The following is a 15,795-nucleotide window of genomic DNA, read 5'->3' on the forward strand; positions in this document are numbered from 1 at the left end:
AAGCCCCTTTCGCGATATATACTGCGCGCCATTCTTCAAGGGAGAGCCGTGTGGCCATCGATATTCACTGGATCTGCGACAACGATAGCCTCGGCCAGCATTGCGCCGAATGGCAGCAGTTGCCATTCGTCGCCCTCGACACCGAATTCATGCGGGTCGACACCTTCTATCCCATTGCCGGGCTGATCCAGATCGGTGATGGCGTGCGCGCTTACCTGATCGATCCGCTGACCATCGACAACTGGCAACCCTTGGCCGCCTTGCTGGAAGACCCAGGCGTGATCAAGGTGGTACACGCCTGCAGCGAAGACCTGGAAGTGCTGTTGCGCCTGACCGGCAGCCTGCCGGCGCCGTTGTTCGACACCCAATTGGCTGCGGCTTACCTGAACCTGGGTTTCTCCATGGGTTACTCGCGCCTGGTGCAAGCGGTGCTCGATATCGACCTGCCCAAGGGCGAGACGCGCTCGGACTGGCTGCAGCGGCCATTGTCCGACACCCAGGTGAGCTACGCCGCCGAAGACGCCGTGCACCTGGCCGAGGTGTATATCCGCCTGCGCCCGCGTCTGTCGGATGACAAGTACGCCTGGGTGCTGGAAGACGGTGCCGAACTGGTGGCCAACCTGCGTCGCGAAGTTGACCCGTACGAGGTGTACCGCGACGCCAAGCTGGCGTGGAAGCTGTCGCGCGCCCAACTCGCCGTACTGCGTGAACTGTGCGCCTGGCGCGAACAGCAGGCCCGTGCCCGTGACCTGCCGCGCAACCGCATCATCCGTGAACACTCGTTATGGCCCCTGGCCAAAACCCAGCCGGATAACCTCGCCGCCCTGGGCAAGATCGAAGACATGCACCCGCGCACCGTGCGTCAGGACGGCCAGTTCCTGCTCGACCTGATCAAGCGTGCGGGCAGCGTGCCCATGGACCAATGGCCGCCTGCCGTGCCTGAACCGCTGCCGGTCGACGCCGCGGCGCTGATCAAGCAACTGCGCGCCCTGGGCCAGGCTGAAGCTGAACGCCTGGACATGGCCCCGGAGCTGATGCTGCGCAAGAAAACCCTCGAAGCCCTGGTTAAAAGTGGCTACCCCGATGGGCCTTACCAATTGCCAGACTCGCTGCGTGGCTGGCGCCGCGAGTTGATGGGCCAGGCGCTGCTCGACAGCCTGGCCACTGCCGGAGAACAGCCTTGAAACGTATCTGCTCCATTTATCGCAGCTTGAAAAAAGACGGCATGTACCTTTACGTACTCAAAAGTGACGCTCTGGAGCGGGTGCCGGAGCCGTTGATGGTGGCCTTCGGCAAGCCGCATCACGCGTTCGACATGGTGTTGACACCGCAGCGCAAGCTGTCGCGCGAAGACATTGTCGTGGTCCTGGAAAACCTCGACAAGCAGGGCTACCACCTGCAAATGCCGCCGGCCGAGGACGAGTACATCGAACACTTGCCCGAAGAGCTGCTGCGACGCAACGACCCGATGTGATCGGTGGGTGCCCGGTGCCGGGCACATTCTTCAACGCAATCGTATTGAGTTGGCGCTGGCCGTAAGGATGCGGGCGGCCGTCTGCACTGTTTTTGAAAGGTTTGAACCATGCGTGTTCTGATTGCTGAACAGGATCACCCGCTCTACGCCCAATTGCTTCGCGAAGCCGCGCCCGACCTCGAGGTGCTGACCAGCGGCGACTCGGCCGAACTCTCGCGCCTGGCTGCCGATTGCCCGGTGTGGCTGGGCCAGCCGGACCTGCTGGCAACGCTGTTGCGCCAGGGGCATCACCCGCAATGGCTGCAATCGACCTGGGCCGGCATCACGCCGCTGCTGGCTGAAGGCCTGCCGCGTGATTATCGCCTGACCCGTGCGGTCGGTATCTTTGGCCAGGTCATGGCCGAATTCGTCCTCACTTACATGCTCGGCCACGAACGTGAAGTGCTGGCGCGGCTGGTCAGCCAGGTCGAGCGCAAGTGGGACAACCGCTTGGGCCAGAGCCTGGCGGGACGCAAGGTGCTGGTCGTCGGAACCGGCGATATTGGCCAGAGCGTGGCGCAGTTCCTGCTGCCGTTCGGCGTCAAGCTGTATGGCATCGCCAGCCAGGCCCGCGAGCAGGCGCCATTTATTGAAGTCGCCGGGCTCGATCAGTTGAGCCGGCTGGTGGGCGAGGTGGATTATGTGATCAACCTGCTGCCCAACACCCCCGAAACCCATGACCTGTACGACGCGGCCCTGTTCAAGCAATTCAAGCCGACCGGGCTGTTTATCAACGTCGGGCGCGGCGTGGCGGTAGTCGATTCCGATCTGGTCGAAGCCCTGAAAGAAGGGCACCTGGCCGGTGCGGTGATCGACGTGTGCCGCCAGGAACCGCTGCCGCAGCGCCACCCGTTCTGGACGGCGTGGGGCTTATTGTTGACCGGGCACAGCTCGGCGCCGACTTCGCCGTCGATGATGGTGGAGCTGTTCGTGCAGAACGTGCGTGCCTATCAAGCCAAGCAAGAGCTGCGCGGCGAGGTGAGTTTCGAGCGCGGTTACTGAACCACAGCAGTACAAATGTGGGAGGGGGCTTGCCCCCGATAGCGGTGGGCCGGTCAGTACATTAGCCGGCTGACACTCCGCCATCGGGGGCAAGCCCCCTCCCACATTAGGTTTGCGTACGATTCAGAGACTGAAATCACCCTCCGAAACAAGCTCGCTCAGCGGCTTGCGCGGGCTCGGCGCCTCACGCCCTTGCAGGTACTCCGGCAGGGTCGACTTATCCCCCAGCTTGCCGATGGCCACGGCGGCATGCAGTGCATACCCTTCTGGAATCTTCAGCTCTTTGCGGGTCAGCTCCTGATCGAAGCCGGCCATGCCGTGGGTGTGCCAGCCGCTCAGGCTGGCTTGCAGGGCCAGGTGACCCCAGGCGGCGCCCGTGTCGAAGGTGTGCCACAAGGCCGGGGTTTCTTCCTTGGCGCCGGGGGCGATGAAGTCGGTTTTCGAGGCGATGATCACCAGCGCCGATGCATGCTGCGCCCAGCCCTGGTTGAATTCATTGAGCAGGCCCAGGAAACGCTGCCAATCCGGCGTGTCACGACGGGCATAAAGAAAACGCCATGGCTGCGAGTTGTACGCCGAAGGGGCCCAGCGCGCCGCTTCGAAGAAGCTCAGCAGGGTTTCCTGGGGAATGCTCTCGCCGGTAAAGGCGCGCGGCGACCAGCGGTCGATGAATTGGGGGTGGATCGGGTAGTCGGCAACACGGGTCATGAGCAGTTCCTGATCGTCGATTCGGCGCTCAAAACTACTGCGCCGCTACTAGACTGACAAGTGTTGTTACACCGTCAGTCGACAGCGCTTGGCCCCAGGGGGCTTGGGCACTAGACTGGCGGCCTTTTCACCTACCGATACTGATGCAGAGCCATGGCCGCCAAAGTCGAACCTTTCTGGATACGCAAAACCCTCGAACACCTCGACCAGGAGGAATGGGAGTCGTTGTGCGACGGCTGTGGCCTGTGCTGTCTGCAAAAGCTTGAGGATGAAGACGACAACAGCGTCTATTACACGCGCATCGCCTGCAAACTGCTCGACCTGAAAACCTGCCAGTGCACCGACTATCCCAATCGTCGCGCGTCGGTGCCCGACTGCATCCAGCTCACACCCGGCCAGGCCGACCAGTTCAAATGGCTGCCACCCACCTGCGGCTATCGGCTGGTCAGCGAGCGCAAGGATTTGCCACTGTGGCACCACCTGGTCTGCGGCGACCGCGACGCCGTGCACCACGAACGCATTTCCCAGTCCGGGCGCATGCTCAGCGAAGGCAGCGTGCCAGAGGACGACTGGGAGGATTACCTGATCTTCCGCGCAGGTTGAACGAGGAATGTGTATGAGGGTGGGATTCAAGCTGGCGACCTCTGCGCTGTTGCTGGCGCTGAGCATGCCGGCGTGGTGCGCGAAGAAAGTCGACCTGGATTACCACGTCAAACTCATGCCCCAGAGCGATCAGGCCGAAGTGCGCGTGAGCCTGTCCCAGGGTTCCGCCGTGCGCAGTCTGGATTTTGACCTGGGCCAGGACGGCGACTACAGCGACTTCAAGGCCGATGGGCAATGGAAAGTCACCGGCCATCGTGGTCATTGGCAACCCGGCGCCGACAAGGCCGGCCTGACCTACCGCGTACGCCTCACCCACGCGCGCAAGCCGGGCAGCTATGAAACGCGGATGACGCCAGGCTGGGCGCTGTTTCGTGGCGATGACCTGGTGCCCGCCGCACGGCTGGACCAGCAGGACGGGGTGGAGTTGGTCGCGCGGCTGATGTTCGAGCTGCCGCCAGGCTGGAAAAGCGTCGAGACCGCCTGGCCGCGTATCGGCAAGAACCGGTTCCGCATCGACAACGTATCCCGCCTGTTCGACCGCCCCACCGGCTGGATGCTCGCCGGTAACCTGGGCAGCCGCCGCATGCGCCTGGGGGAAACCGAGGTCACCGTGACCTCGCCCAAGGGCCAGGGCATGCGGCGTATGGATGTGCTGACGCTGCTGACCTTCGTGTGGCCGCAGGTGGAAGCCGCGTTCCCGCGCCACCCGGCCAAATTGCTGGTGGTGGGCGCCAGCGATCCGATGCGCCGTGGCGCAGTTTCGGCGCGTGACTCGATCTACCTCAACAGCCGCACGCCGCTGGTCAGCGAAGACGGCAGCAGCCCGTTGATCCGCGAAGTGGTGCAGGCCATCGCCCGCTTCAATGACCACGACAGCAGTGACTGGATCAGCGAAGGCCTGGCCGGCTATTACGCCATTGAACTGGTACGCCGCGCCGGGGGCATCACCGATGAACGGTATCAAGCGATACAGGCGCGCCTGGCGAAAGAGGGCAAGGACGTGACGCGCCTGCGGGGCGAACATGTCAGCGGCGCGACGGTGTCACGTGCCGTGGTGGTGTTGCAGGAACTGGACCGAGAGATCCGCGTGAAAACCCATAACAAACGGTCGCTCGATGACCTGGCGCAGGCGGTAATGCGGGCCGGTAGCGTTACCACAAAAGAGTTTGTGCAACTGGCTGAGCGCATCATCGGCGAGTCATCGGTTGTACTGGATTCCAAATTACTACGCTGAGCCCAAGCCCTGTACATAGCAAAATGTGGGAGGGGGCTTGCCCCCGATAGCGGTGGTCCAGTCACTGTATGCGGTGACTGACACCCTGCTATCGGGAGCAAGCCCCCTCCCACATTTGAATCTCTATAGGCCGAAGACCTGGGTCACCCCACGGTTTTCGTGGCTTTGTCAGCCGCCACTTCAGCCTTGGTCTTCAAGTTCTGCAGCTCCGCGCCAGCGCGCTCGATCTTCGTGCGTACGCTGTTCATTTCCTGGCGGCCTTGCTCCAGCTTGTCCTTGAGCGAACTGTGCCCGGTGAAACCCCGAGCCAGCGCCACGCCACCAATCGCTACCTGGATCAGCCCGAAGAGCCCGCCACGGCGCAGGCCTTTGCCTACCATCATCACGCCACCGGCCACCGAGCCGATGCGCTCCCAGCCATGCACGTTCTGTGTACGCGGGGCTTCAGGCTGCTGATGTTCGATGAAAGGTCGCAGGGTTTTGCTGTCGCTCATGGTCTGTCTCCTACAAAGGCAAGTGTAAGTAGCTGACTGTTCTCGAGGGCTGGATGTTCCCGATATTTCAGTACTTGGGGCCCGAGCGGGTGTTGTTGCCCTTGGCCAGGCGGTCGTAGAGCACCACGTTGACGGTGGCGGCAAGGTTCATGCAGCCGGTGGTCGGGATGTAGACCACGTCTTCGCACCAGTCGCGAATGTCTTTATCCAGCGAACCGTCTTCCGGGCCGAAGATATACAGCGCGCGGTCGGGGTGGGTGTATTCGGGCAGCGGGCGGGCGCCTTCCACCAGTTCCACGGCGACCGGGATGCAGCCCAGGGGCAGGATCTTCTTCAGGTCATCGATGCCGATCAGCGGAATGTCGTGGTGAACCTTCTTGGTGTCGGTGATGAAGTCCCGCGCGCGCTCGTAACGCACGCCGGTATAGAACACCGAAGCCACACCGTAGCAGCCGGCGGCGCGCATCACCGAGCCGACGTTTTCAGGGGATTTGGGGTTGTACAGACCGATGCAGCTGTAGCGTTTATTGCCCACGGGGAAGGGTGCCTTGGAGAAAAACCGCGATTATACGGCTTTGGGGCATCGTGGTGCTGGGGCGATCGCTATCGGGAGCAAGCCCCCTCCCACATTTGACTGTATTCACAAATCATAATGTGGGAGGGGGCTTGCTCCCGATGAGGCCGGAACAGCCAACAAAATCCTCAGTCGTCCTTCTTCATCAACCCCGCCAACGCCGCAAACGGGTTGTGCGTGGCCTTGGCAATCGTCGGGCTGCTGGTGGAGCCTTCGCCGAAATACTGCTGGTCGGTATAGCGCGAATGCTCGTTGTCGTGGCAGTACAGGCAGAGCAATTCCCAGTTGGAGCCGTCCTGGGGGTTGTCGTCATGATTGTGGTTGCGGTGGTGCACGGTCAGTTCGCTCAGGCGCTTGCCGGCGAATTCTCGGGCGCAGCGGCCGCACACGTGGGGGTACATTTTCAGGGCTTTGTCGCGGTAGCCCATTTCCCGGTCGCGCTGGGCGTCGGCGAGGATGCGGTCCAGCTTGGCGGTGTGGGAGGGCGGATTGGTCGAGCTCATCATGGCTCCTGGCTATTGGGTGGTCACGGACAGGTTGATTCTAGCTAATCACAGCGCAATTAGCCCTTGAGCTTTTCCGCAATCCAGATGGTATGCCGCGTGCCCTTGTTGCCGTGGGCAAACACCTGCACTTCCTCGGCCTTGAAACCGGCCTTGCGCAGTTTGTCGCTGAACAGTTTGTCGGCGCTGGCCGACCACACGGCCAGCACGCCCTTGGGGCGCAGCGCTTTGGCGCAGGCGGCCAGGCCGCCGGCGGAATACAGCCAACTGTTGGCCTTCTGCGTGAGGCCTTCAGGGCCGTTATCGACGTCGAGCATGATCGCATCAAAGCCCTGGGGCTCAGCCTGCAACACTTTAGCCACGTCTTCCAGGCGGATCACCGTGCGTGAGTCAAGCAAGGGGCGGCCGGACTTTTCGCCCAGCGGCCCACGATTCCACTCCACCACGCCCGGGACCAATTCCGCCACCACCACTTCGGCGCTCTTGCCCAAGTGCTTGAGCGCCGAGGCGAGAGTGAATCCCATGCCCAGGCCGCCGATCAGCACCCGAGAGCCGGGGCGCCCCGCGACCTTGCGGCAGGGAATTTCCGCCAGGGCGTCTTCGGAACCGTGCATGCGCGTGTTCATCAACTGGCCACCGTCACCGCCCTGAATCTTGATGACAAAATCCTCGCCATATTCGAACAGGCACAAGGCACCGCCGTTGTCGGGGATCGGAGTGGTGTCCAGCAGAACGAAACGTTTCATGGAAATCTCATTGGGAAGGGCATTCTTGCGCGGTTGGGAGTAGCCTTACGACATTCCGGTCAGGCCATGGAGCCATCGATGAAGTGCAGCATTCTAACGGTCATTGTGCTTGGCGCGCTCGCATTGGGTGCGGCGCAGGCGCAGGAATCGCAAACCGTACCGGTCGCCCCCGCACCCACCCCCGGCGCGCCGGGCACGCCAACGCCCACGTTGTACCCGCAGGTCACGCCGCCCGTCGCGCCCAAGACCAACGGCTCGCCGCCCCTGGCACCCATCGTGCTGCCGGCGCCGCCCAAGGACCAGACCGTGCCGGGCCTGCAGCAGAACGACAGCAAGCCGAAGACGCCTGGCGGTTAAAACTGTTGCGCCAGTAATTGCCCGTCAGCCATGCGCAAACGCTTGGACAGGGCGATGGCAATCGCGCGGATGATCTTGGCCGCCACCCTGGGCGCTTCGTTGAGCATTTTCTCCAGAGCGTCCTTGCCCAGGTTCAGCAGCACACAGTCGGTGGCCGCCATGCAGCTGGCCGAGCGCCGTTCGCCGTCGAGCACCGCCATTTCGCCAAAGGCCCGGCCGCTGCGCAGGGTGGCGATGGTCAGGCGTTGGCCCGCGTGGTTGGTTTTCTGCACCGCCACCTGGCCGCTGTGGAGGATGCACATGAAGGTGCCGGCATCGCCCTCGAGGAAAATCACCTCATCCTGGGCAATGCTGCTGATATTGAAGTAGCCCGCGGCGATATGAAAATCTTCCGGTAGCAGCGGGTCGAACAGGCCGCAGTCCATCAGCATGTCGCGGATTTCTTGGTTGAGCAGGGTGGGTTCTGACATAACTGCGATCTTGGTCCATCAATTCGGTAGGCGGTCCTGTGTTCAGACAGGACCGCCTGGCTAAGTTCCTAAATCAGTTCCAGCGCCTTGAACACAAACGCGTATTCGAGCGCTACGTCACGTAATCCCTGGTAACGACCGCTCATGCCACCGTGACCGGCACCCAGCTCGGTCTTGAGCAGCAGCAGGTTGTCGTCGGTCTTGGTGTCGCGCAATTTGGCCACCCACTTGGCCGCTTCCCAGTACTGCACGCGGCTGTCGTTGTAACCGGCAATCACCAGCAGGTGCGGGTAGGCCTGGGCCCGCACGTTTTCGTAAGGCGCATACGCCTTGATGCGCGCATACACCTCGGGCTGCTGCGGGTTGCCCCATTCGTCGTACTCAGTGACGGTCAGCGGCAGGTCCGGGTCGAGCATGGTGTTGAGCACATCGACAAACGGCACTTCGGCGATCGCCGCCTGGAACAGTTCCGGGCGCTGGTTGAGCACGGCACCGATCAACAGGCCGCCGGCGCTGCCGCCGCTGATCGCCAGTTCCCTGGCGGTAGTCAGGCCTTGAGCGATGAGGTGTTCGGCGCAGGCGATGAAATCGCTGAACGTGTTCTGCTTGTGTTCCTGCTTGCCGTTGCGATACCAGACTTCACCCAGTTCGCCGCCGCCACGCACATGCGCGATGGCAAACGCCACGCCACGGTCGAGCAGGCTCAGGCGTGCGTGGGAGAACCACGGGTCGAGGCTTTGGCCGTAAGCGCCGTAGCCATACAGGTACAACGGCGTCGGCTTGCCGAGCTGGTCACGCTTGACCACCAGGCTGATCGGCACCTGGGTGCCGTCGGCGGACGTGGCCCACAGGCGCTGGCTGACGTAGTCGTCGGCATTGAATACGCCGAGTACCGGGGTTTGCTTGAGCACCTGTTGAGCGCCGCTGGCCAGTTCCAACTGGCGCACCTGGGCCGGGCGGTTCAGGGCTTCATAGCGCAGGTGGACCTTGTCGCTGATAAATTCCAGGCTGTCCTGTACGTAGAGGCTGTAAGCCGCGTCAGGCAGTTCCACGCGATAGGCCTGCACGCCCTCGGGGTGCACTTCGATCACCGGCAGGCCACCGATGCGCAGGCTCAAGGTCATGGCGCTGGCATTCAGGCTGACGCCGTCCAGCATCACCTCGTCGCTGTGGGGAATCAGGTTCTGCCAGTCGGCTTCGGTGGGCACCGTGCCGGTGTCGGCGGCGACGAACAGCGCGTAATTGATGCCGTCGCGGTTGCTGCGGATAAACCAGGTCCACTGGCCGTTCAGCTGGCCGTGGTCGACATCGTATTCATGGTCTTCTACCCGTGGCGCCAGGCAGGTGAAACCCAGGTGCGGCTGGTCTGCGTCCAGTGCCCAGATTTCGCTGGTGGTCTTGCTGCCCAGGGCCAGCAGCAACTGGCGCTCGGAGCTGGAACGGTAGCAATGCAGGAAGAAACGTCCGTCGGGCTCGTGGAACACTTCCTGCGCCGCCGTGCCGTCCAGGCGGTAGCGGTAGAGTTTGTGCGGGCGGTGGGTGTCGTCCAGTTCGCCAAAGAACAGCGTGAGGCTGTCGTTGGCCCAGGTCATGCTGCCGTCGCAGTTGTCGAACGCCAGTTCGCTGACTTTGTCGGTAGCCAATTCCTTCACGAACAGGGTGTAGATCTCTTCACCGCTGGTGTCGAGGCTGTAGGCCAGGCGCTGATGGTCGGGGCTGATACTGAACGCGCCGAGGGAGAAAAAACCGCCATTGGCCAGCACGTTCGGGTCCAGCAGCAGTTCTTCGCTGCGCTCATCCACCTGGTTGCTGTCATCGGCCGGGCGGCGGCAGCGGTAGTGACGCGCGTATTCGTCACCGGCGGTGGTGCGGGTGTAGTACAGATACGGGCCCCAGGGGGAGGGCAGGGACAAGTCGGTTTCCAGGATACGGCCCTTGATCTCTTCGAACAGGCTCTCGCGCAACGCCTGCTGGTCGGCGAGCTGCGCCTCTTGCCAGGCGTTTTCGGCCTTGAGGTAATCGAGGACGTCGCGGCTGTCACGCTCCTGCAGCCAGGCGTACGGGTCTGGGCCTGGGGCCTTGCGGGCAATCGGTGCGGTCGAAATAGGCATGGATAATTCTCTATCGGGCGGACGGTGGCCGGCATTGCAGCCGCGACACGCAAAAGCCGTTATCATAGCCGCCTCTTTGCCAGCCTTGCCATGGACACCATGACCGAGAACGACTATCTGACCGCTTGGGGCCTTTACGCCTTCGCCGCTTTGGGCTGCCTGTTAGTGTGGTGGCGCATGACCCGCTGGATGTGGCGCTGGCTGCGTGAGCCGTTGCAGTTACTGATGGCGGTGCTGTTGCTCAGCCCCACCATCGTCGACCCGATCAAGACCCAGTTCGCGCCGGCCGTGGCGATCACCGCCCTGGACCTGGTGCTCAAGGTCGGCAATAACGCCTGGCGCGCCATCTCCGATCTGTTCATGTACACCATGATCGTGTTCGGGCTGTACATCGTGTTCGTGCTGATCCGCTGGCCCATCGAGCGCGCCGCCAACGCCCGCCGCGAGCGCAAGGCCGCCACGGATGCCGCATTGGCCGCCGAGCCGGAAGAAGACGAACCGTTCCACCGCCCTGCGCCCGTCGGTGGCATGCGGGTCGAACCGCGCCTTTAACGTTGTCCGCCCTGCAGCGAGAGCCCTGGCATGTGTGAATTATTGGGCATGAGTGCCAACGTCCCCACCGATATCGTGTTCAGCTTCACCGGCCTGATGCAGCGGGGCGGGCGTACCGGCCCGCACCGCGACGGCTGGGGCATCGCCTTCTACGAAGGCCGGGGCCTGCGCCTGTTCCAGGACCCGGCCGCGAGCAGCGAGTCGGAAGTGGCGTTGCTGGTGCAGCGTTATCCCATCAAGAGCGAAGTGGTGATCGGCCATATCCGCCAGGCCAATGTGGGCAAGGTGAGCCTGGCCAATACCCACCCGTTCGTGCGCGAACTGTGGGGTCGCAACTGGTGTTTTGCGCACAATGGCCAACTGGCCGACTTCACCCCCCGCGCCACCTTTTACCGACCGGTCGGCGACACCGACAGCGAAGCGGCGTTCTGCGACCTGCTCAACCGCGTGCGCGAAGCCTTCCCGGAGCCGGTGGACATCGAGCACATGCTGCCGGACCTGATCGCCGCCTGTGCCGAATACCGCAGCAAAGGCGTGTTCAACTGCCTGCTCAGTGATGGCGACTGGCTGTTTTGCTACTGTTCGACCAAGCTGGCGCAGATCACCCGGCGCGCCCCGTTTGGCCCGGCCCGCTTGAAAGATGTCGACGTGATTGTCGATTTCCAGGCCGAAACCACTCCCAATGACGTGGTAACGGTGATTGCCACCGAGCCGCTGACCGACAACGAAAACTGGACCCGCTACGAACCGGGCCAATGGAGCCTGTGGCGACGCGGTGAATGCGTCAGCCAGGGCGTTACCGAATAAGGAATCGACCATGTTGCTCAGTTATCTGCGGTTGGTGCTGTTTGCCATTGGCTTGTTGGTCGGTGTGCAAGTGCCGGGCTTCATCAACGATTACGCCAAGCGCGTCGAAGCCCACCTGATCGAGGCCCAGACAGGCCTGCGCGGGTTCGAGTCCACCGCGCAGCAGTTCTTCAACGGTGACATGCAAGCTTTGGTGGCGCATTACCGTGCCAGTGACGATCCGGTGTTCCAGAGCGACGCGAGCAGCCTGGGCGCGATGCTCGACCGGCAGCTTGAGTTGGACAAGCAATTCCAGGCCATGCAAGGCCCTTGGTACATCCGCGCCCTGCAAGTGGCGGTGGCCGCCGATCCGGATATTCGCCTGGAAACCTGGAATGGCTACAGCTACCAGATATTGCTCACGCCCGAAGCCATGGGCTGGGGCCTGGGCGGGGCGATGCTGTTGTCGTTCGGTATCGAATGCCTGTATCGACTGATCGATTGGGTGGTGCTGGGCGGCCGACGCCTGCGCCAGAGCCGGCCGATCGAAGAGCGGGACCTGAAGGGCCTCTAAAGACTGATACAAATCCAATGTGGGAGGGGGCTTGCCCTCGATAGCAGGGTGTCAGCCAGCATATTTTTAGCTGACCCACCGCTATCGGGGGCAAGCCCCCTCCCACATTTTGATCCGGTTCATTCAGGGGCTAAGCACCATCCGCTCTTCGCCGACCTCTTCGGCGTAGCGAGCAACGACCTTCTGGCACAACCCCACAATCTCCTCCACCAATTCCACCCCGACCCGCCACGACACCACCACCTGCAGGTTTGGCAACTTCTGCGCCATCGGCAGCATCACCAATTCCCCGCGTGCCAGCTCTTCGCTGACCAGCACCGGCGGCAGTGCGCCAATGCCAAAGCCATCGCGCAGTAAACGGGTGATGGCCGACACCGAATTCACGCAATTCATACGCGGCGCAGCCACGCCATTGGCCTGCATCAGGCTCAGCACATCCTGGTGCGGATGGGAGTTTTTCGAGTAGGTGATGATGCGTTCCTGAGCCAGTTCGGCGAGGGACGCGTAATCGCGGTTGTAGATCGAATGGCTGGCGACGATCCAGGCCATGGGATGGCTGGCCAGTTCCAGGCTGCGTACGGTTTCAAGGCGTAGCAGGTCGGTTTGCAGGATCAGGTCGAGGAAGCCTTTTTGCAACTGATCGCTCAAGTTCAGCGCGGTATCGGCGACCAGCTCGATCTCCACCAGCGGGTAGAGGTTCATCAACTCGGCAACCAACGGGCTGAGCCAGGTGTGGATCACGGTGTCCATCGCGCCGATCCGAATCCGTCCGACCTTGCTGCTGGTGGTTTCCAGGGATTGCTTCAAGCCCTGCATGGTCACCATCATCTGCTCGGCATAATCGAGCACCTTCAAACCTTCCGGGGTCAGGCTCACGCCACGCGAATCGCGCAGGAACAGCTTGACCCCCAACTCGCTTTCGAGCACGGCAATGCGGCTGGAAATCGACGCCTGGGTGGTGAACAGCTTTTCGGCAGTCAGGCGGAAACTCTTGAGCTTGGCCACCCAGACGAAGGTTTCGAGGAACTTCAAATTCATGGGATCAACTTTTTCTTATGCTTGGATCGGTTTTTATTAGTTGGACGCCGCACCGGGCCAGCGCCAAAAATCGAGTCGTTCCACGATAAGCGTCGTTGGGGTTCAGGACAACATCGTTGCGAGATGTTGGTAAAAGATCCCACACTACAAAAAAACAAAGCCTACAGGAGCGACCCCGTGAGCCGCCTGCTATTGAACTGCGACATCGGCGAAAGCTTTGGCAACTGGACGATGGGTCTGGACGCTGAAGTCATGCCGTTCATCGACTGCGCCAACGTGGCCTGCGGCTTCCATGCCGGCGACCCGAGCATCATGCGCAAGACCGTCAGCCTGGCGCTAAAGCACGCCGTGCAGGTGGGCGCACACCCGGCCTATCAGGACCTGCAAGGCTTCGGCCGGCGCTCCATGAACTACACGCCCGAGGAAATCCAGGACCTGCTGCACTACCAGATCGGTGCGCTGGATGGGATCTGCCGGGCACAAGGGGGGCGCGTCAGTTACGTGAAACCCCACGGCGCGATGTACAACGACATGATGGCCAACCCCGCCCAGCTGCGCGCGGTGATCCAGGCCGTGGCCGCTTACGGCGACCTGCCGCTGATGTTGCTGGCCACGCGCGACAACAGCGCGGCCCAGGCCGTGGGCGATGAATACGGCGTGACCCTGTGGTTCGAAGCCTTTGCCGACCGTGCCTATGACAGCCAGGGCCATCTGGTTTCCCGCCAACTGCCGGGCGCGGTGCACCACGACACCGAGACCATCGTCAATCAGGCGGTGACTATTTCCCGCGGTGAGGCCCTGACCGCCAGCGATGGCAGCGCCTTGGTCTTGCAGGCCCGCACGTTGTGCGTACACGGTGATAACGCCAGCTCAGTAGCCGCCGTGCAGCGTATCCGCGAGGCGTTGAAACCAGCATGAAGCCACGGATTGAAGTGGTGGCCATCGACTGCCTGATGGTGCGGCTGTTCGATGTGATTGCCGAAGCCAACATGCCATGGATGCTCGCCGCCACCCAGCGCCTACGCGGCGCGTTCGACGGTGCCTTGGTCGACCTGGTGCCGTCCTACACCACCCTGATGGTGCATTACGACCTCGCCACGCTGGCCCCGGCCCAGGCGCGAGCGTTGATCGACCAGGCGCTGACCGACCTGCAGCCCCAGGCCCAGGGCGGCGGCCGCTGCCATGTGCTGCCGGTGTGGTACGACCTGAGCGTTGGCCCGGAACTGGCCTTGCTGGCGCAGCGCAGTGGACTTGCGGTGGCTGAAGTGATCCGTCGCCACAGCACTCACCTTTATCAAGTGTTCGCCCTCGGTTTCGCCCCCGGTTTTGCCTTTATGGGGCAGGTGGATGAAGTTCTCGCCACACCGCGCCTCAGCACCCCGCGCAAACGCGTGGCGGCCGGCAGCGTGGGCATTGCCGAGCGGCAAACCGCCGCCTATCCGGTGGTGTCCCCCGGCGGCTGGAACCTGATCGGGCGCACCCCGGCCAAACTGTTCGACCGCGAGCGCGATGGCTACAGCCTGATGCAGCCGGGCGACACGGTGCGCTTCGAGGCGGTCAGCCACGCGGAGTTCGTCAACCTGGGCGGCGATGACACGCCCTTGGAGGCACAGGCATGAGCCGCTTGTTGATCGAAGCCAGCACGCCGCTGTGCCTGTTGCAGGATGCCGGGCGTTTCGGCGTGCGCCACCTGGGCGTGACCCAGGGCGGCGCGCTGGATTGGGTGTCGATGTCGTGGGCCAATTGGCTGCTGGGCAATACGCTGGATGCGCCCGTGGTGGAAATCACCCTGGGCGGCTTTACCGTGCAAGCCGAGGACTATTGCCTGCTGGCCCTGGCCGGTGCCGACCTTGGCGCCTTTATCGACGAGCGCGCAATCAGCCCAGGGCGCAGTTTTATCCTGCAAAAAGGCCAGCGCTTGCGCTTTACCCAGCCGTTCAAGGGCGCGCGGGCTTACCTGGCGGCGCCGGGCGGGTTCGATGCGCCGCAGGTGCTGGGCAGCTGTGCAACGGTAGTGCGTGAGGAACTGGGCGGCGTCGATGGCTTGGGCAAGGCATTGGCCGAAGGCGGGCGCTTGGCCTATTCCGGCACGGGCGGGGCGATGAAGGTGCTGGCCAACCCGGATTTGCAATCCGGTGCCTCACTGGACGTAATCGTCGGCGCCCAAATAGGCCGGTTCAGCGGGCAGAGTTTATTCGACGCGTTCAACACTGAATGGGCGCTGGACAGCCGCGCCGACCGCATGGGCATGCGCTTGCTCGGCACGCCGCTGCACTATCAGGGGCCGTCGTTAATTTCTGAAGGGATTCCGTTGGGCGCGATCCAGGTGCCGCCGGATGGGCAGCCGATTGTGTTGCTCAATGATCGGCAGACCATTGGTGGTTATCCCCGGTTGGGTGCGCTGACGCCATTATCGCTGGCGCGGTTGGCGCAGTGTCTGCCGGGCGAGAAAGTACGCTTGGCACCCGTGGTGCAGGAAACCGCGCACCGGCAGCACATCGACTATTTGCGCCGATTCCAATAACACCGC

General features: G+C 62.7%; 20 protein-coding genes. 12 read left to right on the plus strand and 8 right to left on the minus strand.

All coding sequences use genetic code 11. The features are described from left to right. Positions 1-50 precede the first annotated feature (50 nt). The 3 genes from rnd (at position 51) to C4J92_RS07385 (ending at position 2,515) form a co-directional block, all read left to right on the plus strand. A complete protein-coding gene (rnd, locus tag C4J92_RS07375; RefSeq protein WP_124403395.1) occupies positions 51-1,184 on the plus strand; it encodes a ribonuclease D in 1,134 nt (377 codons plus the stop codon). Continuing rightward, complete coding sequence (locus C4J92_RS07380; protein WP_124361763.1) at positions 1,181-1,474, plus strand: YcgL domain-containing protein; 294 nt, start codon at positions 1,181-1,183, stop codon at positions 1,472-1,474. Before rnd ends, C4J92_RS07380 begins: the two co-directional genes overlap by 4 nt. 108 nt (positions 1,475-1,582) lie before the next feature. Beyond that, the gene (locus C4J92_RS07385; protein WP_124403396.1) at positions 1,583-2,515 is read left to right on the plus strand and encodes a D-2-hydroxyacid dehydrogenase; all 933 of its coding nucleotides are present in this window, start codon (positions 1,583-1,585) and stop codon (positions 2,513-2,515) included. A 123-nt stretch (positions 2,516-2,638) separates the two neighbouring features. Here C4J92_RS07385 and C4J92_RS07390 read toward each other — a convergent pair whose 3' ends face one another. Beyond that, positions 2,639-3,223: a nitroreductase family protein gene (locus tag C4J92_RS07390; protein ID WP_124403397.1), complete on the minus strand. Its 585-nt coding sequence runs from the start codon at positions 3,221-3,223 to the stop codon at positions 2,639-2,641. Between the two features lie 153 nt (positions 3,224-3,376). On the opposite strand from C4J92_RS07390, the gene C4J92_RS07395 reads away from it, so the two are divergent. Both C4J92_RS07395 and C4J92_RS07400 read left to right on the plus strand, forming a co-directional pair. Beyond that, positions 3,377-3,826 (plus strand): YcgN family cysteine cluster protein, encoded by a 450-nt coding sequence (locus C4J92_RS07395; protein ID WP_003172524.1) that lies wholly within the window; start codon positions 3,377-3,379, stop codon positions 3,824-3,826. Between the two features lie 13 nt (positions 3,827-3,839). Continuing rightward, positions 3,840-5,060 carry a hypothetical protein gene (locus C4J92_RS07400; RefSeq protein ID WP_124403398.1) on the plus strand — a complete coding sequence of 407 codons (1,221 nt, stop codon included), beginning with the start codon at positions 3,840-3,842 and terminating at the stop codon, positions 5,058-5,060. 143 nt (positions 5,061-5,203) lie between these two features. Here C4J92_RS07400 and C4J92_RS07405 read toward each other — a convergent pair whose 3' ends face one another. The 4 genes from C4J92_RS07405 to C4J92_RS07420 all read right to left on the minus strand — a co-directional run bounded on the left by C4J92_RS07405 (position 5,204) and on the right by C4J92_RS07420 (position 7,377). Further along, a complete protein-coding gene (locus C4J92_RS07405; RefSeq protein WP_124403399.1) occupies positions 5,204-5,554 on the minus strand; it encodes a DUF2892 domain-containing protein in 351 nt (116 codons plus the stop codon). A 67-nt stretch (positions 5,555-5,621) separates the two neighbouring features. Continuing rightward, the gene (locus C4J92_RS07410) at positions 5,622-6,089 is read right to left on the minus strand and encodes an RNA methyltransferase (RefSeq protein WP_053136646.1); all 468 of its coding nucleotides are present in this window, start codon (positions 6,087-6,089) and stop codon (positions 5,622-5,624) included. A gap of 167 nt (positions 6,090-6,256) precedes the next feature. Then, entirely contained in the window at positions 6,257-6,631 is a 375-nt protein-coding gene (locus tag C4J92_RS07415; RefSeq protein WP_003210675.1) for a YajD family HNH nuclease, read from the minus strand. A 59-nt stretch (positions 6,632-6,690) separates the two neighbouring features. Then, entirely contained in the window at positions 6,691-7,377 is a 687-nt protein-coding gene (locus C4J92_RS07420) for a spermidine synthase (protein WP_124403400.1), read from the minus strand. A gap of 78 nt (positions 7,378-7,455) precedes the next feature. On the opposite strand from C4J92_RS07420, the gene C4J92_RS07425 reads away from it, so the two are divergent. Further along, on the plus strand, positions 7,456-7,734 hold the full coding sequence (locus C4J92_RS07425; protein WP_124403401.1) for a hypothetical protein: 279 nt from the start codon (positions 7,456-7,458) through the stop codon (positions 7,732-7,734). On the opposite strand, the gene C4J92_RS07430 is transcribed toward C4J92_RS07425, so the two are convergent. Further along, on the minus strand, positions 7,731-8,204 hold the full coding sequence (locus tag C4J92_RS07430) for a cyclic nucleotide-binding domain-containing protein (RefSeq protein ID WP_124361771.1): 474 nt from the start codon (positions 8,202-8,204) through the stop codon (positions 7,731-7,733). The genes C4J92_RS07425 and C4J92_RS07430 overlap by 4 nt on opposite strands. A 68-nt stretch (positions 8,205-8,272) precedes the next feature. Continuing rightward, a complete protein-coding gene (locus tag C4J92_RS07435; RefSeq protein WP_124403402.1) occupies positions 8,273-10,315 on the minus strand; it encodes a S9 family peptidase in 2,043 nt (680 codons plus the stop codon). A gap of 24 nt (positions 10,316-10,339) precedes the next feature. On the opposite strand from C4J92_RS07435, the gene C4J92_RS07440 reads away from it, so the two are divergent. From C4J92_RS07440 to C4J92_RS07450, 3 genes are read left to right on the plus strand one after another with little or no spacing between them, the layout of a single operon-like run. Beyond that, entirely contained in the window at positions 10,340-10,867 is a 528-nt protein-coding gene (locus C4J92_RS07440; protein WP_124361773.1) for an MFS transporter, read from the plus strand. A gap of 30 nt (positions 10,868-10,897) precedes the next feature. Next, on the plus strand, positions 10,898-11,674 hold the full coding sequence (locus C4J92_RS07445; protein ID WP_124361774.1) for a class II glutamine amidotransferase: 777 nt from the start codon (positions 10,898-10,900) through the stop codon (positions 11,672-11,674). A 10-nt stretch (positions 11,675-11,684) separates the two neighbouring features. Further along, entirely contained in the window at positions 11,685-12,227 is a 543-nt protein-coding gene (locus C4J92_RS07450; protein WP_005786113.1) for a DUF2937 family protein, read from the plus strand. A gap of 123 nt (positions 12,228-12,350) precedes the next feature. Here the strand turns inward: C4J92_RS07450 and C4J92_RS07455 are convergent, their stop codons facing one another. Continuing rightward, a complete protein-coding gene (locus C4J92_RS07455) occupies positions 12,351-13,265 on the minus strand; it encodes a LysR family transcriptional regulator (RefSeq protein WP_124403403.1) in 915 nt (304 codons plus the stop codon). A 177-nt stretch (positions 13,266-13,442) separates the two neighbouring features. Here C4J92_RS07455 and C4J92_RS07460 point away from each other — a divergent pair, with 177 nt between their 5' ends. Genes C4J92_RS07460 through C4J92_RS07470 form a run of 3 tightly spaced genes read left to right on the plus strand, consistent with a single transcriptional unit; the run spans position 13,443 to position 15,789 of the window. Then, a complete protein-coding gene (locus C4J92_RS07460; RefSeq protein ID WP_124403404.1) occupies positions 13,443-14,183 on the plus strand; it encodes a 5-oxoprolinase subunit PxpA in 741 nt (246 codons plus the stop codon). Next, positions 14,180-14,884: a 5-oxoprolinase subunit PxpB gene (pxpB, locus tag C4J92_RS07465; RefSeq protein WP_124403405.1), complete on the plus strand. Its 705-nt coding sequence runs from the start codon at positions 14,180-14,182 to the stop codon at positions 14,882-14,884. Before C4J92_RS07460 ends, pxpB begins: the two co-directional genes overlap by 4 nt. Then, on the plus strand, positions 14,881-15,789 hold the full coding sequence (locus C4J92_RS07470) for a biotin-dependent carboxyltransferase family protein (protein ID WP_124403406.1): 909 nt from the start codon (positions 14,881-14,883) through the stop codon (positions 15,787-15,789). The genes pxpB and C4J92_RS07470 overlap by 4 nt, the downstream gene beginning before the upstream one ends. Positions 15,790-15,795: the final 6 nt, after the last annotated feature.

This window comes from Pseudomonas sp. R3-18-08, from assembly GCF_003852065.1.
Classification (GTDB): Bacteria; Pseudomonadota; Gammaproteobacteria; order Pseudomonadales; family Pseudomonadaceae; genus Aquipseudomonas.